Source organism: Burkholderia ubonensis, assembly GCF_902833085.1.
Classification (GTDB): Bacteria; Pseudomonadota; Gammaproteobacteria; order Burkholderiales; family Burkholderiaceae; genus Burkholderia; species Burkholderia ubonensis.
Window position 1 is genome coordinate 260,546 of record NZ_CADFEB010000005.1, and the last position, 14,101, is coordinate 274,646.

Consider the following 14,101-nt stretch of genomic DNA (forward strand, 5'->3'; position numbering starts at 1 on the left):
CGGATTCTAAGCGATGAATTATCGTAAAACAATCATTAATGATCGTCCGGGTTTTAATATTTGTCGCAATGCATGCATATGCGGCGATCGGGTGCCGTCACGCGTCCCGCGTCGCGATCCCGAGCGCGCGCAGCCGCCGGTACAGCGTGCGCTCGCTCAGCCCGACGCGCTCGGCGAGCGCGCGCCGCGTGCCGCGGAACGAGCGCGCGATCCGCACGAGTTCGTCGTCGGACGGCGCGCGCGACGCGTCCGGCAGCCGCGACGCCGCGTCCGCAAACGCGACTTCGTCCGGCAGGTGCTCGACGCGGATCGTGCCGTCGTCCGCGAACAGGCATGCGCGTTCGAGCACGTTGCGCAATTCGCGGATGTTGCCGGGCCACGCATAGGCGTCGAGGCACGCGCGCGCGGCGTCGGTCAGCGTGTGCGGCGCGGCGAGCGCGTCGCCCGCCGCGGCGCGCGCGTTCGCGATCCGCCGCAGGATCGACGCGGCCAGCAGCGCGACGTCGCCGTGCCGCTCGCGCAAGGCCGGCAGGTGAATCGGAAACGCGTTGATCCGGTAATAGAGATCCTGCCGGAACCGGCCGTCGTCGATCATCGCGCGCAGCGGCTTGTGGGTGGCGGCGACCAGCCGGAAATCCGCGCGCAGCGTCTCGACGCCGCCGACGCGCCGGAACGTGCCCGACTCGATCAGCCGCAGCAGCTTCACCTGCATCGGCAGCGGCACGTCGCCGATCTCGTCGAGAAACAGCGTGCCGCCCTGCGCGGTTTCGACGAGGCCCGGCTTGCGCGCCGCCGCGCCCGTAAACGCGCCCTTCTCGTAGCCGAACAGCTCGCTTTCGAACAGCGTCTCGGCGATCCCCGAGCAATCGACCACGACGAACGGCCCCATCGCCCGCGCGCTCGCCTCGTGCAGCGCCCGCGCGAACAGTTCCTTGCCGGTGCCCGACTCGCCGAGCAACAGCACCGGCAGCAGCGACGGCGCGACGCGCTGCAGCGCGCCGAGCGCCGCGTTGAACGCGTCCGAGCCGCCGACGAGCCCTTGCGCGCTCGGCTGCGCGGACGCGCTCTTCAGCGTCGTCAGCCGCTCGACGTACGCGATCACGTCGCCCGCCGCATCGAAGATCGGGCGCAGCTCGACGTCGACGTGCTCGGGGCCGCGCGGCGTGTGATGGATGTGCAGCACGCGGTCGGCGCCGCGCGATTCGAGCGCCTGCTTCATCGGGCAGTGCTCGCCCGCCTGGTCGCACGGCACGTCGTAGTGGTGCGACACGCGGTAGCAATGCCGGCCCACGTGCTCGACGCCCGCGACGCCGAACTGCCGCCGGTACGCGCCGTTCGCCGCAAGGATCCGGTAGTCGGGATCGACCACGATCATCGGCTGCGGATCGTGTTCGAGGTAGGAGACGAGCGCGCCCACGTCGGGCGCGGCGCCGCGCGGCTGTGCGGGAACGATCGGGATGATGTCGTGCTGGCTCATGGTCGGGTTCGGCGGGATCTGTCATGCGAACTGCCAATTCTGCCATGACACTGCCGGAACTGGCAGCACGCATGCGCCGGCAGGTTGCGCGCGGCGCCGCCCGCCGCGTGCCCGATGGTAAAAACCCGAACTGAATCAAGCCTCTGGCGCGTTCCCCGGTGCGTTACGGCCGCCTGGCACGGTTTTTGTACTACCGGACGTCGATTGCAGAACCTGAATGAGGACGATCCCGTGAGCAACCTGCCCGTCATGTCGGTCGAAGGCTTCTTCGACCCGGCGACCAGCACCATCAGTTACCTGCTGCTCGATACGACGAGCCGCGAATGTGCGCTGATCGACAGCGTGCTCGACTACGACCCGAAGTCGGGGCGCACGCGCACCGCCAGCGCCGACCGGCTGCTTGCGCGCGTCGCCGAGCTCGGCGCGACGGTGCGCTGGCTGCTGGAGACGCACGTGCACGCCGACCACCTGTCGGCGGCGCCGTACCTGAAGGCGCGCATCGGCGGCGCGATCGCGATCGGCGCGCAGGTGCGACGCGTGCAGCATGTGTTCGGCCGGCTGTTCAATGCGGGTGCCGGCTTCGCGAGCGACGGCAGCCAGTTCGACCGGCTGCTCGACGACGGCGACGTGCTGCCGCTCGGCGCGCTGTCGATCCGCGCGCTGCACACGCCCGGCCACACGCCGGCGTGCCTGACCTACTGCGTCGACGACGGTGAGCAACGCGCCGCGTTCGTCGGCGACACGCTGTTCATGCCCGACTACGGCACCGCGCGCTGCGACTTCCCCGGAGGCGACGCGCGCACGCTGTACCGGTCGATCGCGCGCGTGCTCGGCCTGCCCGCCGACACGCGCCTCTACATGTGCCACGACTACCCGCCCGGCGGCCGCGACGTGCAGTACATGAGCACCGTCGCCGAGCAGCGGCGCGCGAACGTGCACGTGCGCGACGGCGTGACCGAGGACGACTTCGCCGCGATGCGCACCGCGCGCGACGCGACGCTCGACATGCCGGTGCTGATGCTGCCGTCGGTGCAGGTCAACATGCGCGCGGGCCACCTGCCCGAACCCGAAGACAACGGCGTGCGCTACCTGAAGATCCCGCTCGACGCGATCTGAGCGCCCCGCCGCCGCCCCAACCGAAGGACCCACAAAATGAACATCCGCAAGCTGACCGACACGCTGTCGGTCTCGCCCCAGATCACGGCGGCCGACCTGCCCGCGCTGCACGCCGCGGGCTTCCGTGCGATCGTCTGCAACCGCCCGGACGGCGAAGGCCCGGACCAGCCGACCGTCGCCGAGATTCGCGCGGCCGCCGCGCCGCTCGGCATCGCCGTGCACGACCTGCCGGTCGATTCCGGCAAGGTCACCGACGATCAGGCCGCGCGCTTCGGCGCGCTCATCGCGTCGCTCCCCGCGCCGGTGCTCGCGTACTGCCGCACCGGCACGCGCTCGGCGACGCTGTGGGCGCTGTCGCAGGCGGGCCTGCGGCCGTTGAACGACATCGTCGCGACGGCCGCCGCGGCCGGCTACGACCTGGCCGGCATCGCGCCGCGCGTCGCGGCGCGCGGCCAGCGCGCGACGCAGGCCGTCGACGCCCGGCACGACATCGTGATCGTCGGCGCGGGCGCGGCCGGCCTCGCGGTCGCCTCGAGCCTGCTCGCGCGCGACCGGTCGCTCGACATCGTCGTGATCGATCCCGCCGACGTGCATTACTACCAGCCCGGCTGGACGATGGTCGGCGCGGGCGTGTTCCGGCCGGAGACGACCGCGCGCCGGATGTCCGACGTGCTGCCGCGCGGCGTGCGCTGGATCCAGGCGGCCGTGGCCGGCTTCGAGCCGGACGCGCATGCGGTCGTGCTCGACGGCTGCCGGCGGATCGGCTACCGGCAGCTCGTCGTCTGCCCCGGCCTCAAGCTCGACTGGCATGCGATCGACGGCCTCGCCGACACGCTCGGCCGCAACGGCGTCACGTCGAACTACCGCTACGATCTCGCGCCGTACACGTGGCAACTCGTCCGCGAATTCCAGGGCGGCCGCGCGCTGTTCACGCAGCCGCCGATGCCGATCAAGTGCGCGGGCGCGCCGCAGAAGGCGATGTATCTCGCGTGCGACCACTGGCTGCGCTCGGGCCGGCTCGGCGCGGCGAACGTCGAGTTCTGCAATGCGGGCGCCGCGCTGTTCGGCGTCGCCGACTACGTGCCCGCGTTGATGGAATACGTGAAGCGCTACGACATCGGGCTGTCGTTCGGCCACAACCTCGTCGCAATCGACGGGCCCGCACGCCGCGCGACGTTCCGGCGCACGCTGCCCGACGGCGGCGCGGAAACCGTCGAGCGCGAGTTCGACATGATCCACGTTGTGCCGCCGCAGAAGGCGCCCGATTTCGTGCGCGCGAGCCCGCTCGCCGACGCGGCCGGCTGGATCGACGTCGATCCGGCCACGCTGCGGCACAAGCGCTTTCCGGACGTGTTCGCGCTCGGCGACGCGACCAACACGACCAACGCGAAAACCGCCGCCGCCGCGCGCAAGCAGGCGCCCGTCGTCGCGCACAACGTGCTCGCGGCGCTCGGCAAGGCGCAGGGCGACGCGGCCTACGACGGCTACGGCTCGTGCCCGCTGACCGTCGAGCGCGGCCGGATCGTGCTCGCCGAATTCCTGTACGGCGGCAAGGTCGCGCCGACCTTCCCCGCGTGGCTGATCGACGGCCGGCGTCCGTCGCGGCTCGCGTGGCTGCTGAAGGAGCGGTTGCTGCCGCCGCTCTACTGGAAGGCGATGCTCAAGGGCCGCGAATGGCTCGCGAAGCCGACCATCGCCGACTGATCGTGCCCGACCGGATGACATCATGCTGATCTCTCTCGTGCTGGGCGGCATCGTCGGCGCTGTGCTCGGGCTCACGGGCGCGGGCGGCGGCATTCTCGCCGTGCCCGCGCTCGTCGTCGGGATGGGCTGGCCGATGCAGCAGGCGACCCCGGTCGCGCTCGTCGCGGTGGCCGGCAGCGCCGCGCTCGGCGCGCTCGAAGGCTTTCGCCGCGGCCTCGTGCGCTATCGCGCGGCGTTCCTGATGGCCGCGGCCGGCGTGCCGCTCACGACGCTCGGCGTGCGGCTCGCGCACGTGCTGCCGCAACGCGTGCTGCTCGCGCTGTTCGCGGCGACGATGCTGGTCGTCGCCGGCCGGCTGCTGCGGCAAGCGCTGCGCACGCCTGGCGGCGCCGTGCAGGCTTCGCCGCTGTGCGTCGGCCGCGTGAACCCCGACACCGGCCGGCTCGTCTGGTCGTGGCCGGCCGGCCTCGCGCTCGCGTCGACCGGCGCGATGACCGGCCTGATGACGGGCCTGCTCGGCGTCGGCGGCGGCTTCGTGATCGTGCCGATGCTGCGCAAGTTCACCGACGTGTCGATGCACGGGATCGTCGCGACGTCGCTGATGGTGATCGCGCTGGTCGGCACGGGCGGCGTGTTCGCGACGCTCGCCGCCGGCACGCACGCGCCGCTCGACGTGACGCTGTGGTTCACCGCGACCACCGCGCTCGGGATGGCGGCCGGCCGCGGCGTGTCGCGCTTCCTGTCCGCGCGCCACGTGCAGGTCGGGTTCGCGGCCGCGCTCGTGTGTGTCGCGCTCGGGTTGCTTGTGAAGGCGGTGTTGGGTGGGTGAGCGAAGGGGCGCACGTCACAACTTACTTCGGTAATCATCCATCAACGCCCCCCAGCAAAGCACCGGAACCAGCGGCATCGCGAACGTCGCGATGCCCGCCTCACTGTCCGCAAAAATGACAGCCGTCCAGTGGAGTGGTGGCAACCGTGAATCGCTCGGGCGGCACCTGCAAAACGTCCCTGACAACGTGGATCGCCAGTTGCTTTCGCACTTCCGCCAGCGCTTCCGGATTATTTGATGACCCTGCTATTCGGCGTCACTCTTGGGTCGTTACAAAGGCGCTCGCATCCTCCCTTGCACAACGGCAAGAGACTTACACCGAGTTGCAGATAGCCACCATTTCCAGTGCTATCCCTTTCATAAGGCGAGTTCATTACGTGCGTGTCAACATAAATATATTGCCGCTTTATTCCAAGTTGAATTAAGAAATCCCTAAGTTGCCAACCTCTCGATTCCGCCAACTCCTTGGGGCTGTTTTCGCCGGAAAAAGCGTTCGCAACAACCTGTGCTTGAATTTCGACGTCGGGCCATCGCCGCGCATTCAACACAAGGTCTACCATTTTTAAGCGATACGAATTTGGTATGCCTTGATAATTCAACGGAACGCTTTCGACCACATCCTCAGATATGGCGCAGGCGACAACCTGTTGAAAAGCACCCAAACCAAATATCAGAAAGACGGTTAAAACGCACTTTCTCATAACATCACCAAATTCCCTTTTTCTTGAAGTCATCCATATACTCAAAGTGAGCAATATAGCACGCAATATTGTCCGCATTCCTGCTTGCCGCATCCGGATCACTTTGCGCCCAATAGCCGATACCGCTAGCAAATCCGTAATTCACGTCGTCCGAGTCAAATGTGTCAATATAATGTGTACACTCGTGAATTAGAATCTTCAGCTTGCAGTTTCCAGCGACGTAAACGTCTTCAACTGTGCAAAAGTGCGGATAGATTGCAATAATTCTTCGCGCCGAATCCGGCTTGCATACTGCTGCATCGTTACTGCCGCTGTTCGGCACGATGTCGCAGGTAATATTTCTAGCCTTCTGCTCATCCCACCGGATGATGTTCTCAGGCTTCAACTCTTGCATCGCCACAGCGAGCTTTGGCAATCCGGCACTCAATTTCGCCCGGAGTGCGTCGTCAGCGCGACCGAACCAGAATTGCGCCCGCTTTTTTGCAGATACGTCCCATCGAGCCACGTCTGCGATTCTTTCTTTAATAAGAATCACCGCAGTATCTCGCAGTCGCATTATCAGCGCGCGAAATTCCTTATTGCTCATGCTTGGGCAGATTGGCGTTGTGTTTACGAGAACGTCGACCTTCGAGCCCGGCGTCGTGTTCGTCGCGGCAGAATCGTGAACAAGTTCGTAGCCGTCATTAGGCATTTTCGTTTCTCACAATTTCAAGGTAAAGCGATTCGATGTTGGTCGTGGTGACGCGCTGCGTATGGCCGGTAGCGTCCGTGGCACCGCTGAACACTTTTCCGGACGCAGTACGGATTCGGTATTGCACACGCGCCAGTGGTCGACCGGTGTCGGCGTCGCGCAAAACATATTGTTCGTCGTGTTCGACCCGCCCCTCCGCCGCCGAACGCAGGGCACCTTGACCTGTCAGCGTCGCCACTTGCTCTGCCGTGAAAACCATTCTCATGTTGCGCTCGGCGTAGAAGACCGGCGGTGGGTTGCAACCGCACACGTTAATGTCGCCGCTCAACGCCCATTGCTTGCCGTTCGGGCCTGTGCCGGGCCAGCGCGGCCCTTTCGGCGCGATGAATCCTTCCTGCTTGCAGGCCGTGCAGTAGGTTTTCATGTAGAGCGTGGCGATATGTACCCTCGGCGGTGGGTTCGAGCAGGTCACGGTGCTGAGACCTTCGGTGATGACCGCACTGCCGGCGCGGTCGCCTTGAGCGAGAAAAGACCGGATCATGTCGCCGCCGCTTGGTCAGCCACAGTCGCCAGTTTCACCACCGTGAACGTATCGGCGAAGCCCCTGCCCTCACGTTCCGGGCTATCGGTGATCGCGTCGCCATTGTCGAGTTCGCTCCCGACGAAAGCGAGCGGCGCGAAGTCGTTGCTCAGTTGCGAGCCGGCACGCACGAACGGCTTGCTCTCCGACGCAGCAGCAAATCCCGCCCCGTCGATGACGACGGCTTCGCTGCCGTCATCGTAATTAACGATGTCGCCAACACAGGCCAACAACAGTCCGCGATAACTCGCCTTGCCCGTGACTTCGGCGCCCCACCCTCCGCGCTCGGTACGTGAGCCGATGGTCGCGAAAAGATGCGAAAGTGCGTTTGCATCTTGTTCATTCGTCATCCTGAACCCCTTTCCGGTTAGCGGGCAAAATATGCCCCTTGCCAACCTAACGCTGCCCCAACAGTGGGATCAATCGGCCGCGTACGAAAAGGTGATAACGGTTTTCTGGTATCCGAACGAATGTCACGAAAAGCTGGCGGGCAAACAATGGCGGGGGTGAAAGTCAATTGTTCGGAGGCGCGGCGTCGGCCGGATGCCCGTACCGACTGCTAGACTTGCCGCCACGCGCCATCGCCCGGCGCACCAACACCTGCAGACAACGAGAAAGGAGTCAATCCATGCCGATCAACAAAAGAAGATGCACGGCGATTGCGGCGTTGATGCTCACGCCGCTCGCCGCGTTCGCAGCACCCGCCTATACCGCGGCACTAACCCTCGCCAGCCTCAACCCATCCGTCGGCGGAACCGACAAGGCGACGCTGCAACTCTCCAACACCGGCACCACACCCGCCGCCGCCGGCCTGACGATCGGCATGCCCGCCGGCTTCACGGCGGACGGCTTGACGAGCGTGTGCGGCGGCGCGCTCACCGCAAGCGACGCCACTGTCACGCTCTCCGGCGCGACGGTGCCTGCCGGCGGCGCCTGCACGTTCACGTTCACGACTCACGTGCCGCCCGTCGCATCGCTGCCGCCGCCGGGCGCGCGCAGCTTCAGCATCACGGCGAGCACCGCTGCGGGCCTCGCGACGCTGTCGTCCAGCAGCGCGCCGACGCTCAAGGGCTTCCTCGGCGCGACGCCGGGGCTGTACAGCAATACGTGGTTCCCGTCGACGGTGCGCAGCGTCGCGATCCTCGACCTGTTCATCACGCCGCAGACCGACCCCGGCCCGAACTCGAACGTGTTCTGGTCGAACCAGGTCAACTCGCTGCACGGCTATACGGGCCTGCAGTCGACCGAACTGGTGTCGGCCACCGAAGGCGTCGGCAAGCAATTCCTGTTCAGCCTGTGGGGCGCGACCGCCGCGAAGCCCGGCACCCCCGCGAGCGCCGGCATCGGCGCCGGCAGCTACTGCACGGTCAGCGGCTCGGCGACGGACGGCAGCGCGGGCGCGCAGTGCCGCTACCGCTATGAGTGGCAGGCAGGCCACACGTACCGGTTCCGCATCACGCCGGACGCGAACCAGGGTCCCGGCTGGTTCAAGAGCAACGTGACCGACGTGACGAACGGCGCGACCGGCGACAGCTTCGACATCGGCAGCATCTACGTCGGCACGACGCAGACGCAGGTGCCGGTCTCGTCGATCAGCCAGTGGGTCGAGTACTTCGACTGGAATTCGAGCCGCACGAGCTGTGCGTCGGTCGCGTACACGAACGCCCGGTTCAGCGTGCGCGCGTACGACACGCTCGGCAATGCGGTGACGGTGCCGGCCCCGTCGGTCACGGTCAACAAGACCTGCCCGGCGTCCTACGCGAACGCGTCCGCGTCGAACGGCGTCGCGACGCTGATCGGCGGCCCGCAGCAGTCGGCGGCCGGCCTCGTCAAGGCGAACGGCGCATGCCTGACGGCCACGAGCGGCCTGCGCGACGGCAGCCCCGCGGCGCTCGGCGCCTGCCCGACGCTCGCGTCGGTGCGCGCGTCCGGCGGCACGCACTTCAATCCGCAGCTGTGGGTCGCCGCCGGCGACGGCACGCTGCAGACCAAGTCCAGCTACTGCCTGACCGCCCCCGCGCCGGGCGCTGCCGGCGGCGCGCTGCTGCGCACCTGCGTGCCCGGCGAAGCGGACCAGCAATGGCAGGTGACGGCAGGCCCGCAGCCGGGCGCCGTGCAGCTCGTATCGCTGCCGTCGAGCCGCTGCCTCGCGCCGGCCGGCAGCACGCTCGGCCTCCAGCCGTGCACGGCGGCCACAGCCGTCTGGACGACGCCGGGCAAAAGCTTCGCGTACTGACCTGACCGGCGTGCCGCACGACGGTACAGAAGAAAACGCCCGGCCCGACTCGTCGTCGGCACCGGGCGTTTTACGTGGCATCGGGCGAAACGGCGTCAGGCCATTGCCGCAGCTGCCGCCGTCATCCTGCGCCGCTCCTGGCGCAGCATCACGAAGTTCGCAATCACGACGCCGGCCGTCACCGCGAAGATGAGCAGCGTCGCGAGCGCGTTCATCTCCGGATTCAGTCCGAGCCGCACGCGCGAGAACACGACGAGCGGCAGCGTCGTCGAGCCGGGGCCCGACAGGAACGCCGACAGCACGAGGTCGTCGATCGACAGCGTAAACGACAGCAGCCAGCCGGCGATCAGCGCCTGCGAGATCAGCGGCAGCGTGACCGCGAAGAACACCTTGAGCGGCGTCGCGCCGAGATCGAGCGCAGCCTCCTCGAGCGACGGGTCCAGCTCGCGCACGCGCGACTGCACGATGATCGCGACGTACGAGATGCACAGCATCACGTGGCCGAGCCAGATCGTGAAGATGCCGCGCTCGGCAGGCCAGCCGATCCACTTGCCGAGCTCGATGAACAGCAGCAGCAGCGAGATCCCCTGGATCACTTCCGGAATCACGAGCGGCGCATTGATCATTCCGCTGAACAGCGCAAAGCCGCGAAAACGCCCCATCCGTGCGAGCACGAAGCCGGCCCACGTGCCGATCACGACCGACGCGGTCGCGGTCATGAGGCCGATCTTCAGCGACAGCCACGCGGCGGTCAGCAACTCGTCGTCGTCGACGAGCGCCGAGTACCAGCGGAACGAAAAGCCGGACCAGACCGTGACGAGCTTCGACTCGTTGAACGAATAGACGATCAGGCTGACGATCGGGATGTACAGGAACGCAAAACCGGCAAGGAGCGCCGCGAACTGCAGGAAACGATTCGGCTTCATTGACGGCGGCCCTCCTGCTCTTTCGCCTGGAAACGCTGGAACATCGCCATCGGCACGAGCAGCAGCAGCACCATCGCGCAGGTGACCGCGGAAGCCATCGGCCAGTCGGCGTTGTTGAAGAACTCGTTCCACATCACGCGGCCGATCATCAGCGTGTTCGCGCCGCCGAGCAGTTCCGGAATCACGTATTCGCCGACCGCCGGGATGAACACCAGCAGGCAGCCCGCGATGATCCCGTTCTTCGACAGCGGCAGCGTGATCTGCACGAACGCCTTCCACGGCCTGGCGCCGAGGTCGTATGCGGCTTCGAGCAGGCGCAGGTCCATCTTCACGAGGTGCGCATAGAGCGGCATCACGAGGAACGGCAGGTACGAATACACCATCCCGATGTAGACCGCGTAGTTGGTGCGGTACAGCTCGATCGGCGTATGGATCAGGCCGATCGCCATCAGGAAGTTGTTCAGGAGGCCGTTGTTCTTCAGGATGCCGATCCACGCATACACGCGGATCAGGAACGACGTCCAGAACGGCAGCATCACGCCCATCATCAGGATGTTGCGGGTCGCCGGGTTCGAGCGCGCGATGTAGTACGCCATCGGATAGCCGAGCAGCAGGCACAGCAGCGTCGTGATCGCGGCGACCAGCACCGAGTTCACGTAGGTCGCGAAGTACAGGCTGTCGGTCAGCAGGAACGCGTAGTGCGACAGGTTCAGCGCGATGTGCACGACGCCGTCGGTGTACGTCGCGAGCTCCGAGTACGGCGGGATGCCGAGCTGCAGCTCCGCGAAGCTGATCTTGACGACCAGCACGAACGGCACGAGGAAGAACAGCACGAGCCACGTGAACGGGCCGGCGACGACCGCGGTGCGGCCGGTCAGGTTGAAGCGCCTCACCGGCCAGTTGAGCAGGGACTTGAACGCGGTCATGAGGTCAGCACCACGCCCGCCGATGCGCTCCAGCGCACGTAGATCTCGTCGCCGAGCGACGGCGTCTCGAGCTCCGAGATCGCGAGGCTCGACACGTTCGCGATCACGGTCTTGCCGCCGTCGAGCTTCACGTGATAGAGCGAATACCCGCCCATGTACGCGACGTTCGAGATCCGGCCGTGCGCCCAGTTGAACGCGCCTTCGGGCGGCTTGCGCGTCAGCGCGATGCGCTCGGGGCGCACCGACACCGAGACCGGCATGCCGAGCGGGCCGGTGATGCCGTGGTTCACGTACAGTCGGCACGGCAGGCCCGGCGACTCGATGAACACGTGGTCGGGCTCGTCCTCGACGGTGACGCCGTCGAACAGGTTGGTCGAGCCGATGAACTCGGCCGAGAAGCGGGTGTTCGGATACTCGTAGACCTCGTTCGGCGAGCCGATCTGGACGATCTGGCCTTCGCTCATCACCGCGAGCCGGTTCGCCATCGTCATCGCCTCTTCCTGGTCGTGCGTGACCATGATGCAGGTGACGCCGACCTTGTTCAGGATGTTGACGAGCTCGATCTGCGTGCGCTGGCGGATCTGCTTGTCGAGCGCCGACATCGGCTCGTCGAGCAGCAGCAGCTTCGGGCGCTTGACGAGCGAGCGCGCGAGCGCGACGCGCTGCTGCTGGCCGCCCGACAGCTGGTGCGGCTTGCGCTTCGCGAACTTGCCCATCTGCACGAGCTCGAGCGCCGCATGCACGCGCTCCTTCAGCTCGGCCTTCGGCACGCCTTCCTGCTTCAGGCCGAACGCGACGTTCGCTTCGACCGTCATGTGCGGGAACAGCGCGTACGACTGGAACATCATGTTCACGGGCCGCTTGTACGGCGGCATCTGCGCGAGGTCCTCGCCGTCGATCAGGATCTTGCCCGACGTGACCGTCTCGAGGCCGGCGAGCATCCGCAACAGCGTCGACTTGCCGCAGCCCGAGCTGCCGAGCAGCGCGAACAGCTCGCCTTTGCGCACCGTCAGGCTGACGCTGCGCACCGCTTCGGTCTCGCCGAATTTCTTGACGACGTCGATGATCTGGACAAAGTTCTCGGCGCGCGAACCGGCGCCGGACGAGGAAACGAAGGACGGCGCGCTCGCAACCGGCGCACTCGACTGGCTATTCATGATGTGCTGCTTCTCTCCTGCGTTTGACGAACAAAGCCCCCGGGGGCACCAGGGGCTTCATGACTGCATGTGCGACTCCGGCCCGCTTTGCGTCAGCGTCCCGATTTCAGCTCGGTCCACAGACGCGTCTGCAGACGCTGGATCTCCGGCGGCAGCGGCTTGAGCAGGAACAGCGTCTTCACGACGTCGGCCGGCGGATAGACGGCCGGATCGTTCGCGACGTCAGGCCGCACGTACTTGCGCGCCTCGGCGTTCGCGCTCGGGTAGTACACCGCGTTCGTGATCGCCGCGTGGACCTTCGGGTCCTCGATGTAGTTGATCCACTCCAGCGCGGCTTCCTTGTTCTTCGCGTCCTTCGGGATCGCCATCACGTCGAACCAGACCGGCGCGCCGCCCTTCGGGATGTAGTACTCGACCTTGTACGGCTTCTTCGCTTCCATCGCGCGATGCTTCGCGATCACGACGTCGCCCGACCAGCCGAACGCGAAGCACAGGTCGCCGCCGACCAGGTCGTTGATGTAGCCCGACGAGTTGAACTGCGTGATGTACGGGCGGATCTTCTTCAGCACTTCCATCGCGGCCTTGTAGTCGGCCGGGTTCGTGCTCATCGGATCCTTGCCGATATAGTGCAGCGTCGCCGCGAACATCTGGTCGGGCGCGTCGAGCACCGACACGCCGCACGCCTTCAGCTTCGAGATGTTTTCCGGCTTGAACAGGATGTCCCAGTTGTCGAGCGGCACCTTGCCGAGGATCTGCTGGGCCTTGTTCACGTTGTACGCGAGGCCGGTCGTGCCGTATGCCCAGGGCACCGCGAACTTGTTGCCCGGGTCCGCGCCCGCGACGAGCGCCATCAGTTGCGGATCGAGATGCTTGAGGTTCGGCAGCTTCGACTTGTCGAGCGGCGTGAAGATGCCGGCCGCGATCTGCTTGCCCGCGTAGTTGCTGGTCGGCACGACGATGTCGTAGCCCGAGCTGCCGGTCAGCAGCTTCGCCTGCAGCGTGTCGTCGCTGTCGTAGTTGTCGTAGCGGACCTTGACGCCCGTCTGCTTCTCGAAATTCGGGATCGTGTCCTTCGCAATGTAGTCCGACCAGTTGTAGACATTGAGCTGCGTATCCTTCGCCGCTGCCGCCGATGCGCCCACGCACAGCGCCAGCGCTGCGAACCGGCCCGCCACCTTTGCTTTCATCCCGTTCTCCCGTCCGGCCGGACGCGTGTCCGGCTGTCGTCTGCCTCGCCATGACCGCGCGTGAAAATCCGCGCTGTCCCTTGAAAACCCCGAAAGCTACCATTATTCGACGCCCGTCACAAAAAAATCATGCCGGTGTCGCGCAAACGGAACAGATTCCTGTCGCAAACCGCATACCGGCTCGCGCAGCGGGGTAATCCGGGGGAAATTCTATCGGGTAATTTCCGTCTGTCCATCCCGAAAATGGACGGCCGAAAGCAATCGGCCGACAGGCGGCCTCGCCCGGCATCACGCCGGGCGCCGGGAGCGGTCGCGTCCGATGCATTAAAATGCCCGCTGACGTTTTCCCGTGCGAACCTTCCGATGGCCTCCAATCTTCACGACCTGCCCGACAGCCCCTGCATCGGCGTCTGCTCGACCCTCTTCGACGAAGTCTGCAAGGGCTGCGGCCGCACGGCCACCGAGGTCTCGAACTGGGTCTTCCTGAGCGACGACGAAAAGCGCGCGGTGTGGGAGCGCATTTCGCGCGAAGGCACCGCGATGCGCTTCCAGTACGACAAGCTCTGACGCG

14 protein-coding genes are annotated in these 14,101 nt (G+C 66.2%); 5 read left to right on the top strand and 9 right to left on the bottom strand.

Going from position 1 to position 14,101, the window contains the following annotated elements; genetic code table 11:
* Nucleotides 1-97 precede the first annotated feature (97 nt).
* Nucleotides 98-1,477 (bottom strand): sigma-54 interaction domain-containing protein, encoded by a 1,380-nt coding sequence (locus HWX31_RS15635; RefSeq protein ID WP_174960088.1) that lies wholly within the window; start codon nt 1,475-1,477, stop codon nt 98-100.
* A gap of 249 nt (nt 1,478-1,726) precedes the next feature.
* Here HWX31_RS15635 and HWX31_RS15640 point away from each other — a divergent pair, with 249 nt between their 5' ends.
* The 3 genes from HWX31_RS15640 to HWX31_RS15650 are packed head-to-tail and all read left to right on the top strand — an operon-like array spanning nt 1,727 to nt 5,126.
* The gene (locus HWX31_RS15640) at nt 1,727-2,593 is read left to right on the top strand and encodes an MBL fold metallo-hydrolase (protein ID WP_415493155.1); all 867 of its coding nucleotides are present in this window, start codon (nt 1,727-1,729) and stop codon (nt 2,591-2,593) included.
* A gap of 36 nt (nt 2,594-2,629) precedes the next feature.
* Nucleotides 2,630-4,297: a bifunctional protein tyrosine phosphatase family protein/NAD(P)/FAD-dependent oxidoreductase gene (locus HWX31_RS15645; protein ID WP_174960090.1), complete on the top strand. Its 1,668-nt coding sequence runs from the start codon at nt 2,630-2,632 to the stop codon at nt 4,295-4,297.
* A gap of 22 nt (nt 4,298-4,319) precedes the next feature.
* A complete protein-coding gene (locus HWX31_RS15650; protein ID WP_174960092.1) occupies nt 4,320-5,126 on the top strand; it encodes a sulfite exporter TauE/SafE family protein in 807 nt (268 codons plus the stop codon).
* Between the two features lie 230 nt (nt 5,127-5,356).
* Here the strand turns inward: HWX31_RS15650 and HWX31_RS15655 are convergent, their stop codons facing one another.
* From HWX31_RS15655 to HWX31_RS15670, 4 genes are read right to left on the bottom strand one after another with little or no spacing between them, the layout of a single operon-like run.
* The gene (locus HWX31_RS15655; RefSeq protein ID WP_174960094.1) at nt 5,357-5,860 is read right to left on the bottom strand and encodes a hypothetical protein; all 504 of its coding nucleotides are present in this window, start codon (nt 5,858-5,860) and stop codon (nt 5,357-5,359) included.
* Entirely contained in the window at nt 5,832-6,518 is a 687-nt protein-coding gene (locus HWX31_RS15660; RefSeq protein WP_174960096.1) for a M35 family metalloendopeptidase, read from the bottom strand. The genes HWX31_RS15655 and HWX31_RS15660 overlap by 29 nt, the downstream gene beginning before the upstream one ends.
* Nucleotides 6,511-7,059, bottom strand: coding sequence for a PAAR domain-containing protein (locus HWX31_RS15665; RefSeq protein ID WP_174960098.1), 549 nt, complete (start codon nt 7,057-7,059; stop codon nt 6,511-6,513). Before HWX31_RS15665 ends, HWX31_RS15660 begins: the two co-directional genes overlap by 8 nt.
* Nucleotides 7,056-7,448, bottom strand: coding sequence for a hypothetical protein (locus HWX31_RS15670; protein ID WP_174960100.1), 393 nt, complete (start codon nt 7,446-7,448; stop codon nt 7,056-7,058). Before HWX31_RS15670 ends, HWX31_RS15665 begins: the two co-directional genes overlap by 4 nt.
* 278 nt (nt 7,449-7,726) lie before the next feature.
* Here HWX31_RS15670 and HWX31_RS15675 point away from each other — a divergent pair, with 278 nt between their 5' ends.
* Nucleotides 7,727-9,334 carry a DUF3472 domain-containing protein gene (locus HWX31_RS15675; protein ID WP_174960102.1) on the top strand — a complete coding sequence of 536 codons (1,608 nt, stop codon included), beginning with the start codon at nt 7,727-7,729 and terminating at the stop codon, nt 9,332-9,334.
* A gap of 95 nt (nt 9,335-9,429) precedes the next feature.
* Here HWX31_RS15675 and HWX31_RS15680 read toward each other — a convergent pair whose 3' ends face one another.
* From HWX31_RS15680 to HWX31_RS15695, 4 genes are all read right to left on the bottom strand, one after another.
* Nucleotides 9,430-10,260: an ABC transporter permease subunit gene (locus HWX31_RS15680; protein WP_059611813.1), complete on the bottom strand. Its 831-nt coding sequence runs from the start codon at nt 10,258-10,260 to the stop codon at nt 9,430-9,432.
* A complete protein-coding gene (locus tag HWX31_RS15685) occupies nt 10,257-11,186 on the bottom strand; it encodes an ABC transporter permease subunit (protein ID WP_059611815.1) in 930 nt (309 codons plus the stop codon). Before HWX31_RS15685 ends, HWX31_RS15680 begins: the two co-directional genes overlap by 4 nt.
* The gene (locus HWX31_RS15690; protein WP_059611817.1) at nt 11,183-12,343 is read right to left on the bottom strand and encodes an ABC transporter ATP-binding protein; all 1,161 of its coding nucleotides are present in this window, start codon (nt 12,341-12,343) and stop codon (nt 11,183-11,185) included. The genes HWX31_RS15685 and HWX31_RS15690 overlap by 4 nt, the downstream gene beginning before the upstream one ends.
* A 92-nt stretch (nt 12,344-12,435) precedes the next feature.
* Nucleotides 12,436-13,530: a polyamine ABC transporter substrate-binding protein gene (locus tag HWX31_RS15695; protein WP_059611819.1), complete on the bottom strand. Its 1,095-nt coding sequence runs from the start codon at nt 13,528-13,530 to the stop codon at nt 12,436-12,438.
* A gap of 363 nt (nt 13,531-13,893) precedes the next feature.
* Here HWX31_RS15695 and HWX31_RS15700 point away from each other — a divergent pair, with 363 nt between their 5' ends.
* A complete protein-coding gene (locus tag HWX31_RS15700) occupies nt 13,894-14,097 on the top strand; it encodes a DUF1289 domain-containing protein (protein ID WP_059611822.1) in 204 nt (67 codons plus the stop codon).
* Nucleotides 14,098-14,101 lie beyond the last annotated feature (4 nt).